The organism is Cupriavidus alkaliphilus, assembly GCF_900094595.1.
Taxonomy (GTDB): Bacteria; Pseudomonadota; Gammaproteobacteria; order Burkholderiales; family Burkholderiaceae; genus Cupriavidus; species Cupriavidus alkaliphilus.
Window position 1 is genome coordinate 90,275 of the sequence record NZ_FMAD01000011.1, and the last position, 17,222, is coordinate 107,496.

Genomic DNA, 17,222 nt, shown 5'->3' on the forward strand with positions numbered 1-17,222 from the left:
TTGGCAAGCCATCTAAGGGGACCCATGGATCAGTGGCTGGAGGCGGCGCAATGGCCGGCAATGGTGGTGACGGTACTGGCGACCTGGCTGGTCGGCTCGCGCTCGATTTCGCGGCGGCGCGCCGGCTTCTGGGTGTTCCTGGCCAGCAACGTGCTCTGGATTGCATGGGGCTGGCACGGCGACGCCCATGCGCTGATCGTGCTGCAACTGGCGCTGATCGTCATGAACCTGCGCGGCATGCGCGAGGCGCGCAAGGCGTGGCGGGCCGCCGCGCGGCACGCCTTCGCCGCAACTGGCGCCAGGCCGGGCCAGCCGCTATCCTGAGACCAGTCCGGCATGCGCCGCATGTCCGGCGCCAACGCGCAACCGCCGGCAGGCGCCGGCTCCGATCGGTGACTTCACGGTCCGCCCGCGGACCAGGGCAGGTGTGCCATGGCGAAGAAAAAAATCCTGTTGCTCAACGCGCTGATCGCGGCCTCGCGAGAGGGCGAGCTGGGCTGCCGCCGCGCTGCCAGCGCGGCCGCCAATCCGCATCTCAAGTCGGTGCTGACCAGCCGCGCCAATGCGTTCGCGCAGGCCGCGCATGAACTGCAGGCTTGCCTGCTCGAACTGGGTGAGGTGCCGGAGGCCTTGCCGCAACCTGCCCCTGGCCCGGCCCCGGTGCCCCCGGGCATCGGCAAGCACAGTTCCGACCGATCCATCGTGCAGGCCATCAGCAAGCGCGAGCACGCCGTGCAGCGGCGCTATGCGCGGGCGCTGCGCACGCATGTGCTGGGCTCGCGCCTGCGCGCCGTGGTGCGCAGGCAGTATCGCGGCGTGCAGTTGAACCACGAACTGTTCCGGGTGCTGCGGCAGCAGTACCGCGCGCCGCAAGAGCGGCCGTAGCCGGCGTGCATCGGAACCTAGTCCTGCCATGCCGGCCGACCTCCATGCCTTCGAACATGCCGCCCGGCTCGTGCTGATGTACGGGCTGGTGCCGCTGTGGCTGCTGGCGGGCGTGGGCGACTGGCTGTGTCACCGGGCCACGCAGATCGAACGCAACGCCGGCGTGACCGAGTCGCTGCTGCACATGCTGATGCTGGCCGAGGTGGGCCTGCCGCTGCTGCTGGTGCTGTTCCTGGAGGTCAACGCGCTGGTGATCGCGGTGGTGCTGGCGGCGCTGGTCATCCACGAGATCACCGCATGGTGGGATGTGCACTACGCCAGCAAGCGCCGCCATATCGCACCGGTCGAGCAGCACATGCACAGCCTGCTGGAAGTGCTGCCGCTGGCCGCGGCGTCATATGTGGTGGTGTTGCACTGGGACCAGTTTCTCGCCTTGTCCGGGCGCGGCACCGAGCCGGCGCGGATGGCGCTGGGATGGAAGGCCGAGCCGCTGCCGCCGGCGTATCTGGCCGGCCTGCTGGTGGCGGTGGTGCTGCTGGCGGGGCTTCCGTATCTGGAGGAACTATGGCGCTGCGTGCGCTGGCGCCGGCGTGAACGCGAGGCCCTGCTGGCGCAGGCGACGCGCGCCATGCGCGGCGGCGGCTAGGCTGCCGCGACGCCCGCGAACGCGATCATCCGTCCGGTCGCGGGCGCTGCAGGGGACCTGCCGGCGCGCACGGCGCGCCGCGTCTTCAGGCTCGGTCGGGCGCTTACTGCTTCGGCGCCGGATCCGGCGAATCGCCCTTGGGGCCGCTTGGCGCATCGGCGGTCGGTGCGGCGGGCGCGCCTTGCTCGCGCGGCTTCTTGCTGCGCGCGGTGTTCGAGGCCTTGTCCGACTTGGACTTCGACTTCTTCATGGTGTCCTTCGTGGTGTCCCTGGCGCCAGGGGCGGAAGCTGAGCCCATGTCGGTAGCAGCCGGCTGGTTGCGCGAGGACGGAGGGGAACCTTCGATCGGCGGCGCGCTGGGGTTCGGCACGTTCGGCGACGCCGGTGCTTGTTGGGCAAAGGCCGGCAGGCAGAGCGCGGTGCCGACGACCAGTGCCGTGGTAGCGAGAGTGCGTTTCATGATGGTCTCCGTTGCAAGACTACGTCGGTCGGGCCCAGGGCCCTCGGGATTGCCGGCATGCCGTTTCGGCGCGCCAGCCATTCATGCGCGCGTCCATGCGCGCGGCGCGCGGCCTTGCCCGCTGCGCGCCAGTTCGTGGTAATGGCAGATGCGTGCCAGCGCCCAGTCGGCGGCGGCTTCGCGCACGGCGTTGCGCGCGCCGGCAAAGCGGCGGGTCTCGGTAAACATCGCAATGCCTTGCGCGTGCGACACCACATCGTGCGCGGCATGGCCGTGGCGGCGGAACACCCAGGCAAAGCATTGCGTGCCGGCGGGGATATCGCCGTCGCCGCCGCCATCGGCAACGCCGGTGTTGGCGATCGCCAGGTCCGCGCCGGTCAGTTGCATGGCGCCGCGCGCCATCGCCAGCGAAACCGCCTCGCTGGTCAGGCCATGGCGCCGGATGGTCTCGGCCGGGACGTGCAGCAGCTGTTCCTTGGCGGACGGTGAGTAGGCCACGATCGCGCAGCGCAACACATCGCCACAGCCCGGCACCTCGGCGATGCGCGAGGCGATCAGGCCAGCGGTGCAGGATTCCGCCGTGACCACGTGCAGCCCATGGCGCAGCAGATAGCGCGCGATGCCGACGTTATTGCTGCCGCCTGCGCCGCCGTGGCTCATCGCAATCACTCGCATGTTCTCCATTGCGGTATCCGCAGCGATTTCCCGCAGGGGCGGCAGGTTCCGTGCCAGCACCGTGGATATCGCACGCGCGGCGCTGCAGGGACAGCGCGCGACCGCTGGCGGCAGCGGCGGGTGCAAATGCGGGGAAAAATGTACATGCAGCGCCGGACCGTGCCTGTAAAAGCTGCGCGCCGCGCGCGGCGCACACCTTGCGCGGCGGTGGCGCTCATCTTGCATGTCCGGTGCGCAATGACCTGTACGGAGACCGACATGCCCGAGCAGCCGCCGAAGCCGCCCATGCCAGCCGCGCCCCCCGATCGACCGGCACACGATGCGCCGCGCGCGCCGCGCCACGCCGGCAACCCCGAGGATGTGCGCAAGGGCCAGGTAACCAGTCCGCTGCCGCGCGAAGTCTTTCGTCAGCGCTTCCTGGCGCGCTTTACCGACCCGGCCTACCGGCAGGAGGACGAAGCGCTGGACCGCCTCGAGCGCATTGCGTGGGACGCCTATGCGCAAAGCCGCAAGGCGCCGCATACGCACAAGGCAGGGGCGGGCTATGCCGATCCCGAATACGACCTGTCCGACGAATGGCGCGCGGCCAGCGAGGCGGTGCGCGTGGCCCAGCAGCGCCAGGCCGATCCTGCCACGCGCTCGCGCGTGCTGCTGGTGTGCGCGGCCGCGCGCAACGACTACACCTGCCCGGGCGAAATGTCGAAATCCTGGCGCCTGGCCGGGCGTGCGCGCGAGCGGCTGGAAGCGCAGGGCATCGAGGTCGACCTGCTCGACCTGAGCCACCTGACGTCCGACGCCCAACTGCAAATCCATCCGTGCAAGGGCTGCGTATCGACCGCGATGCCGCTATGCCACTGGCCGTGCAGCTGCTATCCCAACCATGCGCTGGGCCAGGTCAATGACTGGATGAACGAGATCTACCCGCGCTGGGCCGCCTGCCACGGCGTGCTGATCGTCACCCCGGTGTACTGGTACCAGGTCAGCAGCCCGCTCAAGCTGATGATGGACCGGCTGGTCTGCGCCGATGGCGGCAACCCGGATCCCACCAGCACGCGCGGCAAGGACGTGGCAAGGGCCAAGGCGATCGAGCTGTCGGGCTGGGACTATCCCAAGCACCTGGCCGGGCGCGCCTACGGGCTGGTGGTGCATGGCGACGTCGCCGGCATCGAAGGCGTGCGCCGCGCGTTGTCGGACTGGCTGGACTGGATGGGACTGATCGATGCCGGGGCCCAGGCACGGCTGGACCGGTATATCGGCTACTACGAGCCATATGCCACCAGCCACGTCGCGCTGGACCGCGATACCAGCGTGCAGGGCGAAGTCGACAACGTGGCGCGTGCGCTCGCTTGCGCGGTCGAGCAGTTGCGCCATGGCCAGCTGCGCACCGCGGACCATGGGCTGGTACCGCCGCGGCTGAAGTAGCGCGGCGGACCGAGGCAACAACGGAGGCAAGAACGGAGGCAACGATGGATCGCAGAGACAACTGGCGCGGCCCTCCATGGCACGAAAGTGCCGTGCCCGAGGCCGATATGCGCAGCCACTACGTGGGTGCCTATGGCGTGTACGACTATGACCAGCCTGTCGACCCCGGCGAATTCGGTGGCGGCCGCGGTACCGGGGAATGGCGGCCGCACGAGGGCCAGGTCCCGCAAGCCCGGGGCAGGACCGATCCCTACCGCCAGTTCACCGGCTACAACGAGCGCATGGATCTCTACCGTGGCGGGACGGAGCCATCATGGCGGCCGGTCGGGCCGCGCAACTACCAGCGCAGCGACGAGCGCATCCTGGAAGACCTGTGCGAGCAACTGACGCGCAGTGGCCGGCTGGACCTGAACGAGGTGGAGGTGCGGGTCGAGCAGGGCGTGGTGACGCTGGAGGGCAGCGTGCCGGACCGGCACCAGAAGTACCGCATCGAGGATATCGCCGACGAGGTCTTCGGCGTCAGGGACCTGGTCAACCACCTGCACGTGGCAAGGCCGGCCGGGGCCGAAGGCCATCCTGGCCACGGCATGCGCATGTATTGAGGGCGGCGGCGCGGAGACCATGCCCATGCCCGGTCCCACCAAGACCACCGCCAACCCGCGCGGCAACGCCGTGGGCGCGGCCGACACGGCGCTGCAGGCCTCGCTGTGCGAGCGCCTATGGGAAAGCGGCCTCGACGTCAGCGAGATTGCGCTGGACGTGGCGCAGGGCCGCATCACGCTGCGCGGCGCGATCGGCAGCGCCGCTGACCGCGACGCGATCGAGGCCTGCGTGCGCAAGCATGCCGGCGGGCGCGACGTCGTCAATCACATCGAGGTCGCGCCCGACCGCACCGGCGGCTGAGTGTGCGCTGGCATGGCTTTCGCAACGGAGCCAGTTCCGGCCACTGCCAGACGGCGCTGGCCGTTCACGAGGAAGGAGACTGTCATGAGATACACCGCGATTTTTGCGCTGGCCGCGTTGCTCAGCGTACCCGCGTGGGCCCAGACCACCACCACGCGTCCTGGCGCCGACACGCGCGCGCCAGGCACCTCGGCCTCGGACGTCATGCCGGGGCAGGGCGACACGCGCCGCGCCACCCCTGCAACGCCGGCCACACCCGCGACGCCGGGCGGCCCGGGCACCCGTGCCACGCCGGCAACGCCTGCCACGCCGGCCAGCCCCGCCGTCAACGAGGGGCCGCAATCGCCGCAACGGTACGACTATCCGGCTTCGGAACCGAAAGCGCCGAAGAGCCGCAAGTAACCGAGGCAAAGCGCGGCGGGGTTGCGCCAGCGTCTCAGAGACCCCAAGGCCAGGTCTCAGGCGCGCCCGGCGCCGGCGCCTCCGGCAGCGCCGGGACCGCGCTGCTGCGGTCGAACCACGCCAGCACGTCGAACTGCCGCGGCAGGATGGCGCGCGCGTAGTGGCTCTGCAGTTCAGTCTCCGGGCGGTAGATCACGCCGATAAAGCGTTCCTGCCGCGCCGGCATCAGCAGTTCGCGCAACTCGGCGTGCACGACGCTGCCATTGCTGTCGCCGACGCCGCCACCCCGCAAATCCGTCCAGCCCTGCGCATGGCCGGCGGCGTGGAACAGGTGCTCGTAGCTGTCCGCCCGCGCGGGGCGCACCTGCTTGATTTCCATGGGCCCGTCCCACGAAGTTGCCGCCGCGACGGTGCCGTCGTAGGTGCTGAAGCCGACCAGCGCGGCCGCATCGCCGAATGCCTCGCGGCATAGCTGGCCGATATTCAGCTGGCCCTGGGTGGTGCCCATCTCGGTCTGCGAAGCATCGCCGATATGCGAGTTGTGCGCCCACACCACCGCGCGCGATGCCGGCCCATGGGCGTGCAGCAACTGTTCCAGTGTCTCGAACATGTGCGTGTCGCGCAGGTTCCAGCTGTCGTCGCTGCCGTGGTACATGACGCGGTAGTAGCGTTCGGCCGACGCCACCAGGCGCGCATTCTGCGCGGCGTCCAGGAAGTCCTCGTGTCCGTCGCGCGCGTAGGCCAGGCGCTTGTCGAGCAGGGCCTGCAACTGTTCGACCACGGCGTCCTCGCAGTCGGCATGGGTGCCGTGCAGCACGGCGCGGCCGTAGCGCGCCGGGTCGCGCCGCCACGGTTCCAGGCAGCCATAGCGTTCGCGCGCGGCCTGCGCGGCGCGGGGATCGACGCCTTCCAGGTAAGCCAGCACCGCCGCCATCGAGGCGCCCAGGCTGTAGATGTCGAGGCCGAAGAAGCCGGCGCGCCGGGCCGGCGCCAGCGCGGCGTTGTGCGCGTGCAGCCAGCGGATAAAGCGCGCCACCTCGAGGTTGCGCCACATCCAGACCGGGAAGCGCGTAAAGGCGGCGCCAGGGGATTCGGCGGGCCGCGGCGGGCGCCCGCGCACATGGCGGTCGACCGCGGCGGCGTCCGGCCAGTCCGCCTCCACCGCGATGATGCCGAAGCCGTGCCGCGCCACCAGGTGCGCGGTCAGCGCGGCGCGGGCGTGATAGAACTCGGCGGTGCCATGCGTGCTCTCGCCCAGCAGCACCACGCGGTGGCCGCCGAGCCGATCGGCCAGCGCCGCGGCGCCGTTGGCGAAGGGTCCGGTGAAGGGGCTCTCGGCCGCATGGTCGACCGCCGGCCACGGCACCGTCGCGGCCGCGATGGCGGCCACGGTGTGCGGGTCGGCAAGGTGTCGAGGCATGGCTGCGCGGATTGCCGGCAGCGTGCCGGCATCCTCAGCGTTGCGGCAGGCAGCGCGGGTCAGCCGTGAATGGTGCGGGGATCGTGGCCAAAGCTGTTGCGCGAGCGGATCTGGCCGTCGCGGCCATGGATCAGCAATTCGACGTGCTCGCGCTGGGCCTGCGAGGTGCCGGCGGCGACCGCCTCTTCCTGCGTGGCGTGGTGCGATTCGGCGTAGCGTGCCCCTTCGTGGATGACGTCCCAGCCTTCGTCGTGCGGAACGACGTGTATGTTGCTGCCCATGTCGGGTCTCCTCGGATATCGGTCCTTTTATTGTGGTCGATCTGCGCGCGCTGTCTATCCGGCGGCGTCTGACAGGCGCGAAGCGCTTCCGGTTCCACTTTCCGATGGAAATCCCTGGTTATTTATCCGGCCTCTTGTAAGCTGGACTTGGATCGCAATCAGAGGAGCGGACCATGCGAGCAAGATTTGCCAGGGGGCTGACGCAGTCGCCGGTGACCGTGGTGGCCCGGGCGTTCGACGGAGAAGCGGTGCGCACTCCCCAGGTGGGCGACCTGGTGACGGTGTATAGCCAGGACCAGGACACCGAATTCAATATCCGCCTGTGCGAGGCCGTCGAGCCCGGCCGCTGGCGCGGCGTGGTCTACGCGATCGGCCGCGGACAGGACGTGCTGGTCACCGCCGAGGGGCTGGAAATCGACGATGTGGTCGAGGTGATGCGCGAGGAAATCGCCTCCGTGATTCCCTGCGGCCGATCCCACTGAACGCCGCACCCGCGCGGGTGCGGACCATCCGGAATTGAAGTTGCCCGAGACCGGCCCTACGCCGGCCGCGCGGGCTGTTTCGGCACGCCCAGCCACATGGCCAGGCCGCTTGCCAGCAGCAGCGCCGCGAGCAGGTAGAGGGCATGGTCGAGGCTGCCGGTGCGGGTCTTGATCTGCCCGATCACCCACGGGCTGACGATGCCGCTGGTGATGCCGATGCTGCTGATAAAGGCGATTCCGGCGGCGGTGCCGGCGCCCGGCAGGTAGCCCGGCGGCAGCGCCCAGAACACCGGCAGCGCGGCAAAGATCAGCACCGCCGCCACCGACAGGATGGCCAGCATCGCGCCCAGCCCGGGCAGCGGCAAGGTCAGCGCCGCCAGTGCCAGCGCGCCGCCCGCCGTGCACAGCAGGAAATGGCGATGGCGCTCGCCGGTGCGATCCGAATGCCGCGCAATCAGGATCAGGCCGACCGCGCCCACCGCATTGGGCACCACCGAATACAGGCTCACCGACATCACGTCGGTCACGCCGAAATCGCGGATCATCAGCGGCATCCAGAAGCTGAGCGCGAGCGAGCCGCAGGTCAGCGAAAAATAGATAAAGGCGAACAGGTACACGCGCGGGTTGCGCAGCACCTGGCGCAGCGCGTGCAGCGAATGGCCGCCGCCCTGCGTGTGCGCGGCGGTGTCGCGCAGCAGGTGGGCGCGTTCGCGCTCGCTCAGCCAGCCGGCCTGCTGCGGCCCGTCGACCAGCAGGCGCGCGGCCGCCAGCCCCAGCAGCACCGCCGGCGCGCCTTCGATCGCGAACATCCACTTCCAGCCCTGCAGGCCCAGCACGCCCGCCATGTCGCGCATGATCCAGCCGGACACCAGCCCGCCCAGCACGCCCGCCACCGCCACGCCGGCAAAGAAGATCGCCATGACCGCGGCACGCCGGCGCGCCGGGAACCAGTAGGTCAGGTACAGCACGATGCCGGGGAAGAAGCCGGCCTCGAACACGCCCAGCAGGAAACGCAGGGCGTAGAACTGCGCTGGCGTCGACACCGCCATCATCGCCACCGACACGATGCCCCACAGCACCATGATGCGGGTAAAGGTGCGGCGCGCGCCGAAGCGTGCCAGCAGCATGTTGCTCGGCACCTCGCACAGCACGTAGCCGACGTAGAACACCGCGGCGCCAAGGCCGTACATGGCGTCGCTGAAGCCCAGGTCCTGCTTCATCTGCAGCTGCGCGAAGCCGATGTTGATGCGGTCCAGGAACGACACCACGTAGCAGACGAACAGGAAGGGAATGATGCGCAGCCAGACCTTGCGGTAGAGCGCGTCCTCGTCGCGCGCGGCGAGTGCTGCGGGGGCCGGGGCGGAAGGCGCCAGGCTGGATAGGGACGAAAGCTCCCCTGAGACCGGATGGCTCATCGATGTTGTCTCCGTGCGGTGGTGGCTGCGGCGGCAGGCAGCCGGGCGGTTGCCGCCAGTGGGCCGCGTCTGGTGCGCGTTGGCCCGGGATGTGTTGAAGGACAGCGCGTGGCGCAGGCTCGGGCTGGGCCGCGCCTGCGCCTGGCTATCCGGTCAGGCCGGCGCCGTGTCGGGGCTGGCGACGACGCCGGCGCGCGCTTCGGCCATCGCCGCCAGCAGCACCTCGTGGTCGCCGATATGGTTGGCCAGCAGCAGGATCAGCTGCGCGTTGGCGGCCTGGCTCTGGGACTCGTCGAGGTCGCGGTGCATCTCGATCAGCGCTTCGTAGAAGTCGTCGGGCCGCGCCAGGTTGGGCTGGGTGTTGAGCAGGTTGGGCATGGCAATCTCCGTGGGGCAGGGCTGGCGTCGGGGCGATCAGGCGGCCATGCGGCCTGGCTGCGGCGCGCGCAGGTCGGCACCGGTGGCGCGCGCCAGCGCGGCGCGGATCGCGGCCGGGTCGGCGCGGTGCCAGCGCGCGCACACATGCTGGTCCGGACGGACCAGGTAGCAGGTGCCGGGCGTGGCGCCGTAGCGTGCCGCCGCCAGGCCTTCGTCGTCGCGCAGCACGGTGGCGTGGGTGCAGGTCATGGGCGGCTGCGCGGCGTCGGTCACATAGACCAGCTGCAGTGGCGTGCCGGCCTGCTTCAGTGCGGCCAGGTCGGCCAGCGTGCCGGCTTCGATGGCTTCCGGATTGCCGAACACCAGCAAGGTGAAATCACCGCCGAGGTGCGACAGCAGCCAGCCCGCGCCGTCCACAGCGGACACCGGCGCATCGCAGCAGACCGCACCCGGCACCAGCTTGCCGCCCGCATCCGGGGCGGCGTCCTCGGTGTTCAGTGGCGAGTCATGCAGCACCGCCGGCACCGACAGCCTGCCGCTGTTTACCAGGCCGCGCGCAAACGCATGGCGCCTGGACAGCGCCAGCACCGCGTCGCGGAACACGCGGCTGGCGGCGCTCTTGGGCGTGATGAAGTCGGTCGAGCGGGTGGAGTTGCGGATGTTCTCGTCGGCGGCGAATTCGCGCTCGCTGGCGTAGGTGTCGAGCAGCCGGTCGCAGGCATGGCCCTGCAGCACGTAGGCCAGCTTCCAGGCCAGGTTCTCGGCGTCCTGGACACCGCTGTTGGCGCCGCGCGCGCCGAACGGCGAGACGCCGTGCGCGGCATCGCCGGCGAACAGGATATTGCCGTGGCGGAAGCTGTCCATGCGCTGGCAGGAAAAGGTGTAGACGCTGACCCACTCCAGTTCGAACTTCACGTCCTTGCCCAGCAGCGCCTGCACCCGCGGGATCACGCGCTCGGGCGATTTCTCCAGCACCGGATCGGCGTCCCAGCCGAGCTGGAAGTCGATGCGCCAGACGTTGTCCGGCTGCCGGTGCAGCAGTACCGACTGATGGGGGTGGAAGGGCGGATCGAACCAGAACCAGCGCTCGGCGGGGAAATCCGCCTCCATCCGGACGTCGGCAATCAGGAAGCGGTCGCGGAAGGTGCGGCCCTTGCTGTCCAGCCCCAGCAGCTTGCGCATCGGGCTGCGCGAGCCGTCGGCGGCCACCACATAGCGCGCCGCCAGGGGGTAGCAGCCGTCGGGGGTCTCGACGGTCAGCACCACGCCGGCGTCGGCGCCGCCGCGGCTTTCCACGCCGACCACCTTGTTGTGCCAGCGAATCTCGATATTGGGCAGCGCCTGCGCGCGTTCCAGCAGATAGCCTTCGAGGTAGTACTGCTGCAGGTTGATGAAGGCCGGGCGGCGGTGGCCGCTCTCCGGCAGCAGGTCGAAGCTGTAGACCTGCTCGTCGCGCAGGAACACCCTGCCGACATGCCAGCGCACGCCCTTCTCGACCATGCGTTCGCCGCAGCCGAGGCGGTCGAAGATATCGAGCGTGCGCTTGGAAAAGCAGATCGCGCGGGAACCCGTGGACAGCGTGCAGTCGTCGTCCACCAGCACCACGGGCACGCCGCGTTGCGCCAGGTCGATGGCGGTGGCCAGCCCCACCGGGCCGGCCCCGACCACCACCACCGGATGCACCGCCGCGGGCGCGGCATCGGCGGATTGGCCGGTGCGCTGCTGCTCCGCGCAGGGCTGGTATGGGAACGATAGCCGCTGGTAGTCGATGCTGCTCATGCTTGTGTCTCCTCCACCTGAAAAGCTTTGTTATGCGATGGCTTGCTCGGGTGCCGTCGTCAGTCCTGCAGCGCGGCCCACATCTCCTTGTCGCGCTGGGCGGTCCAGATGCGCGGATGGCGCATGCCGCTGGCCTCGTCATAGGCGCGCGAGACATCGAAGGGCAGGCAGTGCTCGTAGATGAAGACGTGGCCGAACTTCGGGTCCATGGCGCGGCGCGTATGCGCCATCGCGGCCTTCAGGTCGAGCTTTTCCGCCACCGCTTCCTGGCCGGCGGTGAACAGCGTGGTGACGAAGTCCTTGGTGTAGGCGATGCCCTTCTTCACTTCATCGGGCGTGGTCAGCGCGGGGCCGCGGCCCGGCACCAGCTTCTCGGGGTTGAGCGCCTGCAGTGCATCGAGCGTGGCCGGCCATTCGGCCAGCTGTGCGTCGCCGCAGTAGCACGCGGCGTCGTATTCGACCAGGTCGCCGGAGAACAGCACCTTCTGCTGCGGCAGCCAGACCACGGTGTCGCCCTTGGTATGGCCCGAGCCCAGGTGGGCAATGCGCACTTCCAGCTGGCCCAGGAACAAGGTGATTTCCTTCTCGAACACCAGCGTCGGCCAGGTCAGGCCGGGCACGGTCTCGACGCCGGCGAACAGGCGCGGGAAGCGTTCGATCTCGGACTTCATGTCGGCCTCGCCGCGCTCGACGATCATCTCGTAGGTGCCGCGGCTGGCGATGATCTGCTGCGCGCCCTCGGCAAAGTACGCCGACGCGCCCAGCACGCGCACGGCGTGGTAGTGCGACAGCACCACGTACTTGATCGGCTTGTCGGTGATGGTGCGGATGCGCGCGATCAGGTCCTGCGCCATGGCCGGCGTGGCCGTGGTGTCGACGATCAGCACGCCGTCATCGCCGATCACCACGCCGGAGTTGGGATCGCCCTCGGCGGTATAGGCCCACGCGTTCTCGGACAGCTGGGTAAAGGTGATCTGCTTGGCTTCCAGGTCAGCCTGCGATGCGAATGCCTTGGACATGGCGTCTTTTCCTTTTGTGGGGAGGGCAAGACGGCACGGCCCCCGGGATCCCGGTGATGCGTGCGTGGCACTGGCTGTCTCGCCCCCGTTCGTATGGAGTTCCGGATGTCGCACGGCTGCGTGTGCCGGGTCGCGACGGGGTAATGCCATCTTAGGAAAGCTGGCGAAATTAATCAATAGCGAAATGATTAGCCTATGACAAATAATTGAGGGGGCGAACTTAGGCCGGATCGGGATGGGGGTAAACCCGCGTGCGGCGGGATCGGGGAGGCGTTCGATTAATATCCGGTTTTTCCGATCACACAGGACGCTGATGGCCAGACCCAGGGCGGGGACAGCGATGACGCCGGCGGGCGCGCCGGGGGCGCGTGCCGACAAGGCGCAGCGGGGCATCCAGAGCGTGGAGGTGGGCGCGCGCCTGCTCGCGGCGCTGGCCGCGGCGCGCGTACCGATGCCGCTGGCGGCGCTGGCCGACGCCGCGCAGCTGACGCCGGCGCAGGCGCATGCCTATCTGGTCAGCCTGGCGCGGCTGGGCCTGATCAAGCGCGACCATCTGTCCGGCCGCTACGAGCCCGGACCGCTGTCGCTGCGCCTGGGCCTGCTGCACCTGGAGCAGGACGACGCCTGGCGCGCCGCGCTGCCACGCGCGGACGCGCTGGCGCAGGCGCTGGGCTGCAGCGTGGCGATCTGCCTGGCCGGGCCGCAGGGGCCGACCATCGTGCGCTATGTGCCGGCGAGCGCGCCGCTGCACGTCAACCTGCACGTGGGCACGGTGATGGCGCTGGCCGCCACCGCCACTGGCCGCGTGTTTTGCGCCTTCCAGCCGCCGGCGCAGTGGCAGCCGCTATGGCAGGCGCAGCAACCGGAGGCCACCGCGGCGGACCTGGCCGCGTTCGGCGCCAGGCTGGCGGAGATTCGCGCGCGCGGCATCGAGCGCAGCATCGATGCCCCCAGCCCGGCCGTCAGCAGCCTCAGCGTGCCGGTGCTCGACGGCGCCGGCGCGCTGCGGCTGGTGCTGACGCTGGTGGGATCGACCGGTGCCATCGACGTCGACTGGCACGGCGCGGCGGCGCGGGCGCTGCTGTGCGCGGGCGCGGAGATCGGCGCGGCGCTGCGCGAACCGAACGGTGAACAGGCATGAGCGGCGCGAACGAAACCCCGCAGGACCCCGACGGCGGCAAGCCGCAGCGCGGCATCCAGTCGCTCGACAGCACCGGCCAGTTGCTCGGCGCGCTGGTGGCCGCGGGCCGGCCGCTGCCACTGCGCGACCTGGCGCTGGCCGCGGGCATGCCGGCGGCGAAGGCATTTCCGCACCTGGTCAGCCTGCAGAAGACCGGACTGCTGGCGCGCGATGCCGCCGGCAATTACCTGTGCGGACCACTGGCGCTGGAGCTGGGGCTGATCGCGCTGCAGCGGCTGTCGCCGACGCGCGAGGCCGAACCCGAGGTGATCGAACTGGCCGGGACCACGGGCCTGAGCGTGGCGATGGCCGTGCTGGGGCCGCTGGGGCCCACCGTGGTGCGGCTGGAAGAATCGGCGCGGCCGCAGCATGTCAGCCTGCGCGTGGGCACGGTGCTGTCGCTGGTCCATACCGCCATCGGCCGCACCGTCGCCGCGCACCTGCCGGCCAACGTGCTGGCGGGCCTGCTGCAGAACGATGCGCTGCGCATGGCGGGCGCCGCCGCCGGCCAGGTGCTCGGAGCGGGCGGCAGGCTGGCGCCGGCCTACGCCGCGCGCCTGGCGCAGGTGCGCGCGGCGCGCATCGACAATGCACTGAGCCATCCGGTGCCGGGCATCGACACGCTGGCGGCACCGGTGTTCGACCACACCGGCAGCCTGGCGCTGGTGATCGCGGTGATGGGTTCCAGCGGCAGCTTCGACAGCGGCACCGAAGGCGCCACGGCCGCGCTGGTGCGGCAGGCGGCGGCACGGCTGTCGTGGCGCTTCGGCGCGCCGGACGCCGCCTGAGGCCAGGCGGTCAGTTGTCGAGCTTGATGTTGGCGGACTTGATCAGGCCGTCCCACTTCTCGTATTGCGCGCGGATATAGCTGCCGAACTGCGCCGGCGTGGCCGGGAAGGGCACCGTGCCCTGGCTGGCCAGCCGGGCGGCCAGGTCCGGCTGCCTGAGCGCGGTCACGATCTCGCCGTTGAGGCGGTCGATCACGGCCTTGGGCGTGCCCGCGGGGGCCGCCACGCCGAACCATGCGGTTAGCTCGTAGCCGGGCACGCCGGCAGCGGCCAGCGTCGGCACGCCGGGCAGTTGCTCGGACGGCTTCTGCGTGGTCACCGCCAGTGCGCGCACGCGCTTGTCGCGGATATACGGCAGTGCCGTGGAGACGCTGTCGAACATCATGGTGATGCGCCCGCCGATCAGGTCGGTCATCGACGCGGCGCTGCCCTTGTACGGAATATGCGTGATGTCGACACCAGCCAGGTGCGTGAACAGCTCGCCCGCCAGGTGCGACGACGAGCCGTTGCCGAACGAGCCGTAGGTCAGCTTGGCCGGCTCCTTGCGCGCCAGCGCCAGCAGTTCCGGCACGGTGCGCGCCGGCACGCTGGGATGCACCAGCAGCACGTTGGGCAGGTAGGCCACCGACGCCACCGGCGCGAAGTCCTTGAGCGGGTCGTAGCCGGGCTTGTCATAGAGGCTTTTGTTCACCGCGAGCGAGCCGAAGGTGCCGAACAGCAGCGTGTAGCCGTCGGCCGGGGCCCGCGCCACGGCGATCGCCGCCAGGTTGCCGCCGGCGCCGGGGCGGTTTTCGATCACCACCGGCTGCTGCAGCCGCGCCGACAGCGCGTTGCCGATCTCGCGCGCCAGCAGGTCGGTGGCGCCGCCCGGCGGGAACGGCACCACCAGCCGCACCGGCTTGTCGGGGTAGTCCGCCAGCGCGGTGCCTGCGGCCGTGGCCGCGCATGCAAACAGCAGCCCCATGGCCGCACGCCTGATCCAACCCTGCATCGCTGTCTCCTTTCCTTGATTTGTTGCGATGGAACGGGCGTCAGTGTGTCGCAGCCGCGGCGCGCGCGGGTTCGGGATTGGCGAAGGTCGGGTTAGGCCGGAGGCCGTGCCGCTCAGTCAGGCTGGCGCAGCCGCGCGATGGTGCCGAACAGGGTCTCCAGCTCCACCGGCTTGACCAGGTGCGCATCGAAGCCGGCGGCCTCGGTATGCTGCCGGTCCGCCGGCTGGCCGAAGCCGGTCAGCGCGACAAAGCGGGTCGATTCGGTGCCCGCCACGCCGCGCATGGCGCGCACCACCTCGAAGCCGTCCATGCCCGGCATGGCCAGGTCGATCAGCGCAATATGCGGACGGCAGCGCGGCGCCACGTGCAGGGCTTCGGAGCCGTCGTAGGCGATGGTCACCTCATGGCCGCACATTTCGAGCAGCATCGCCAGGCTGTCGGCGGCGTCGCGGTTGTCGTCGACCAGCAGGATGCGCTGCACCTGCAGGTCGGTATTGGCCTGGCCGGTGGCGGGCATGCCGGCGCCGTGCGCATCGTCGGGCTGGCGCGCGGCCGGCAGCGGCAGCCGTAGCGTGAAGGTGCTGCCCAGCCCCGGCCCGGCGCTGGTGGCCGCGATGGTGCCGCCATGCAGTTCTACCAGCGAGCGGCACAGCGACAGGCCGATGCCCAGTCCGCCTTGCACATCGGTGCCCGGCCGGCTTTCCTGCACGAACAACTGGAAGATGTCCTCGAGCGCGTGCGGCGAGATGCCGCGGCCCTGGTCGGTCACGCGCAGCTCCAGGGTACGTTTCTGCACCGCCGTGGCTATCGTCACCACCGTGCCCGCCGGTGAAAACTTCGACGCATTGAGCACCAGGTTCTGCAGCACCTGCACCAGCCGGGTCTTGTCGGCATCCAGGCGGATCGCGCCGGGCGCGCCCTGCACGTCTACGCGCTGCGACTTGGCATCGAGCGCCGGGCGCGCGCCCTCGATCGCCAGGCCGATGATCTCGTCGAGTTCCACCGGTCCGGTGCGCAGCTCGATCCGGCCGGAGGTGATGCGTCCGATATCGAGCAGGTCGTCGACGAGCCGGCTCAGGTGCGTCACCTGGCGCTCGATCAGGGCCAGGCTCTGGTTGGCCAGCGCGCCGTCGCCCGGGGCGAGCCGCATCGCGGTCAGCGCGCTGCGCACCGGCGCCAGCGGATTGCGCAGCTCATGCGAAAGCGTGGCCAGAAATTCATTCAGGCGCTGGCTCGAGCGTTCCAGCTCTTCGCGGCGGCGGCGTTCGCTCATGTCGCGCGTCACCTTGGCAAAGCCGCGCAGCGCGCGCGAATCGTCGTAGACGGCGGTCAGCGTGACATTGGCCCAGAACAGCGAGCCGTCCTTGCGCACGCGCCAGCCCTCGTCCTCGATGCGTCCGGCGCGCCGGGCCAGGTCCAGGTGCCGCGCCGGCTTGCCGGCGGCGACGTCCTCCTGCGGATAGAACAGCGAGAAATGGCGGCCGATGATTTCATCGCGGCGGTAGCCCTTGATATAGGACGCGCCCGAGTTCCAGCTGACGATATGGCCGCCGGGATCGAGCATGAAGATCGCATAATCCTTGACCCCTTCGACCAGGAGGCGCAGCGATTCCTCGCTCTGGCGCAGCGCCTCGGCGGCGCGGCGCTGCTCGGTCAGGTCACGCGTGACCTTGCCGAAGCCGATCAGCCGGCCCTCGGGGTCGCGCAGCGCGGTGATGACGACGTTGGCCCAGAAGCGGCTGCCGTCCTTGCGCACGCGCCAGCCCTCGTCCTCGAAGCGGCCCAGTTCGGCGGCCGCCTTCAGCTCGGCGTCGGGCCAGCGCCGGGCCACGGCGTCGGGCGTATAGAAGTGCGAGAAATGCTTGCCCAGGATCTCCTCGCGCCGGTATCCCTTGATGCGGGCCGCGCCCTTGTTCCAGCTGGAGACATGGCCACCCACGTCGAGCGTGAAGATGGCGTAGTCCTGCACGGCTTCCACCAGCGTCCGGTAAGGGGTATCCGCCGCGTTCGGATGGTCGGGGCCGCCGGCCTCGGGGCTGCTGGCGTTGCCGGCAAGGGGTTGTGGATCGTCGGGGCGTCTTGTCATGGGATGGGT

General features: G+C 70.1%; 20 protein-coding genes. 10 read left to right on the forward strand and 10 right to left on the reverse strand.

The window, feature by feature from the left end; genetic code table 11:
• Nucleotides 1–24: 24 nt before the first annotated feature.
• The 3 genes from GA0116996_RS21625 (at nucleotide 25) to GA0116996_RS21635 (ending at nucleotide 1,531) form a co-directional block, all read left to right on the forward strand.
• On the forward strand, nucleotides 25–324 hold the full coding sequence (locus GA0116996_RS21625) for a hypothetical protein (RefSeq protein ID WP_243419738.1): 300 nt from the start codon (nucleotides 25–27) through the stop codon (nucleotides 322–324).
• A 108-nt stretch (nucleotides 325–432) separates the two neighbouring features.
• Nucleotides 433–885, forward strand: coding sequence for a DUF2383 domain-containing protein (locus GA0116996_RS21630; RefSeq protein ID WP_092315699.1), 453 nt, complete (start codon nucleotides 433–435; stop codon nucleotides 883–885).
• Nucleotides 886–913: 28 nt separating this feature from the next.
• Nucleotides 914–1,531, forward strand: a complete 618-nt coding sequence (locus GA0116996_RS21635; RefSeq protein ID WP_092315701.1) for a diguanylate cyclase — start codon at nucleotides 914–916, stop codon at nucleotides 1,529–1,531.
• 103 nt (nucleotides 1,532–1,634) lie between these two features.
• Here the strand turns inward: GA0116996_RS21635 and GA0116996_RS21640 are convergent, their stop codons facing one another.
• On the reverse strand, nucleotides 1,635–1,991 hold the full coding sequence (locus GA0116996_RS21640) for a hypothetical protein (protein ID WP_092315703.1): 357 nt from the start codon (nucleotides 1,989–1,991) through the stop codon (nucleotides 1,635–1,637).
• Nucleotides 1,992–2,072: 81 nt separating this feature from the next.
• Nucleotides 2,073–2,651, reverse strand: coding sequence for a CinA family protein (locus GA0116996_RS21645; protein ID WP_092315705.1), 579 nt, complete (start codon nucleotides 2,649–2,651; stop codon nucleotides 2,073–2,075).
• A 273-nt stretch (nucleotides 2,652–2,924) separates the two neighbouring features.
• Here GA0116996_RS21645 and GA0116996_RS21650 point away from each other — a divergent pair, with 273 nt between their 5' ends.
• The 4 genes from GA0116996_RS21650 (at nucleotide 2,925) to GA0116996_RS21665 (ending at nucleotide 5,393) form a co-directional block, all read left to right on the forward strand.
• Entirely contained in the window at nucleotides 2,925–4,088 is a 1,164-nt protein-coding gene (locus GA0116996_RS21650; protein WP_181487070.1) for a flavodoxin family protein, read from the forward strand.
• 44 nt (nucleotides 4,089–4,132) lie between these two features.
• Nucleotides 4,133–4,690, forward strand: a complete 558-nt coding sequence (locus GA0116996_RS21655) for a BON domain-containing protein (protein ID WP_092315707.1) — start codon at nucleotides 4,133–4,135, stop codon at nucleotides 4,688–4,690.
• Between the two features lie 25 nt (nucleotides 4,691–4,715).
• A complete protein-coding gene (locus GA0116996_RS21660; RefSeq protein ID WP_092315709.1) occupies nucleotides 4,716–4,991 on the forward strand; it encodes a BON domain-containing protein in 276 nt (91 codons plus the stop codon).
• Nucleotides 4,992–5,075: 84 nt separating this feature from the next.
• Complete coding sequence (locus GA0116996_RS21665; RefSeq protein WP_092315711.1) at nucleotides 5,076–5,393, forward strand: hypothetical protein; 318 nt, start codon at nucleotides 5,076–5,078, stop codon at nucleotides 5,391–5,393.
• 34 nt (nucleotides 5,394–5,427) lie between these two features.
• Here the strand turns inward: GA0116996_RS21665 and GA0116996_RS21670 are convergent, their stop codons facing one another.
• Together GA0116996_RS21670 and GA0116996_RS21675 are read right to left on the reverse strand one after the other, a co-directional pair.
• A complete protein-coding gene (locus GA0116996_RS21670) occupies nucleotides 5,428–6,813 on the reverse strand; it encodes an erythromycin esterase family protein (RefSeq protein ID WP_092315713.1) in 1,386 nt (461 codons plus the stop codon).
• A 59-nt stretch (nucleotides 6,814–6,872) separates the two neighbouring features.
• On the reverse strand, nucleotides 6,873–7,094 hold the full coding sequence (locus tag GA0116996_RS21675; protein WP_018007233.1) for a DUF2188 domain-containing protein: 222 nt from the start codon (nucleotides 7,092–7,094) through the stop codon (nucleotides 6,873–6,875).
• A gap of 173 nt (nucleotides 7,095–7,267) precedes the next feature.
• On the opposite strand from GA0116996_RS21675, the gene GA0116996_RS21680 reads away from it, so the two are divergent.
• On the forward strand, nucleotides 7,268–7,576 hold the full coding sequence (locus tag GA0116996_RS21680; RefSeq protein ID WP_010814535.1) for a hypothetical protein: 309 nt from the start codon (nucleotides 7,268–7,270) through the stop codon (nucleotides 7,574–7,576).
• A gap of 56 nt (nucleotides 7,577–7,632) precedes the next feature.
• On the opposite strand, the gene GA0116996_RS21685 is transcribed toward GA0116996_RS21680, so the two are convergent.
• From GA0116996_RS21685 to GA0116996_RS21700, 4 genes are all read right to left on the reverse strand, one after another.
• Nucleotides 7,633–8,991, reverse strand: coding sequence for an MFS transporter (locus tag GA0116996_RS21685; protein ID WP_092315715.1), 1,359 nt, complete (start codon nucleotides 8,989–8,991; stop codon nucleotides 7,633–7,635).
• 153 nt (nucleotides 8,992–9,144) lie between these two features.
• Complete coding sequence (locus tag GA0116996_RS21690) at nucleotides 9,145–9,369, reverse strand: DUF2783 domain-containing protein (protein WP_092315717.1); 225 nt, start codon at nucleotides 9,367–9,369, stop codon at nucleotides 9,145–9,147.
• Nucleotides 9,370–9,405: 36 nt separating this feature from the next.
• Nucleotides 9,406–11,148 carry an FAD-dependent oxidoreductase gene (locus tag GA0116996_RS21695; RefSeq protein ID WP_092315719.1) on the reverse strand — a complete coding sequence of 581 codons (1,743 nt, stop codon included), beginning with the start codon at nucleotides 11,146–11,148 and terminating at the stop codon, nucleotides 9,406–9,408.
• Between the two features lie 59 nt (nucleotides 11,149–11,207).
• Nucleotides 11,208–12,167, reverse strand: a complete 960-nt coding sequence (locus GA0116996_RS21700) for an MBL fold metallo-hydrolase (RefSeq protein ID WP_092315721.1) — start codon at nucleotides 12,165–12,167, stop codon at nucleotides 11,208–11,210.
• A 313-nt stretch (nucleotides 12,168–12,480) separates the two neighbouring features.
• On the opposite strand from GA0116996_RS21700, the gene GA0116996_RS21705 reads away from it, so the two are divergent.
• Nucleotides 12,481–13,308 carry an IclR family transcriptional regulator gene (locus GA0116996_RS21705; protein ID WP_092315723.1) on the forward strand — a complete coding sequence of 276 codons (828 nt, stop codon included), beginning with the start codon at nucleotides 12,481–12,483 and terminating at the stop codon, nucleotides 13,306–13,308.
• Entirely contained in the window at nucleotides 13,305–14,135 is an 831-nt protein-coding gene (locus GA0116996_RS21710) for an IclR family transcriptional regulator (RefSeq protein ID WP_092315725.1), read from the forward strand. Before GA0116996_RS21705 ends, GA0116996_RS21710 begins: the two co-directional genes overlap by 4 nt.
• A 10-nt stretch (nucleotides 14,136–14,145) precedes the next feature.
• Here GA0116996_RS21710 and GA0116996_RS21715 read toward each other — a convergent pair whose 3' ends face one another.
• Both GA0116996_RS21715 and GA0116996_RS21720 read right to left on the reverse strand, forming a co-directional pair.
• A complete protein-coding gene (locus GA0116996_RS21715) occupies nucleotides 14,146–15,126 on the reverse strand; it encodes a Bug family tripartite tricarboxylate transporter substrate binding protein (RefSeq protein ID WP_092315727.1) in 981 nt (326 codons plus the stop codon).
• Between the two features lie 113 nt (nucleotides 15,127–15,239).
• Complete coding sequence (locus tag GA0116996_RS21720) at nucleotides 15,240–17,213, reverse strand: PAS domain-containing hybrid sensor histidine kinase/response regulator (protein ID WP_092315729.1); 1,974 nt, start codon at nucleotides 17,211–17,213, stop codon at nucleotides 15,240–15,242.
• Nucleotides 17,214–17,222: the final 9 nt, after the last annotated feature.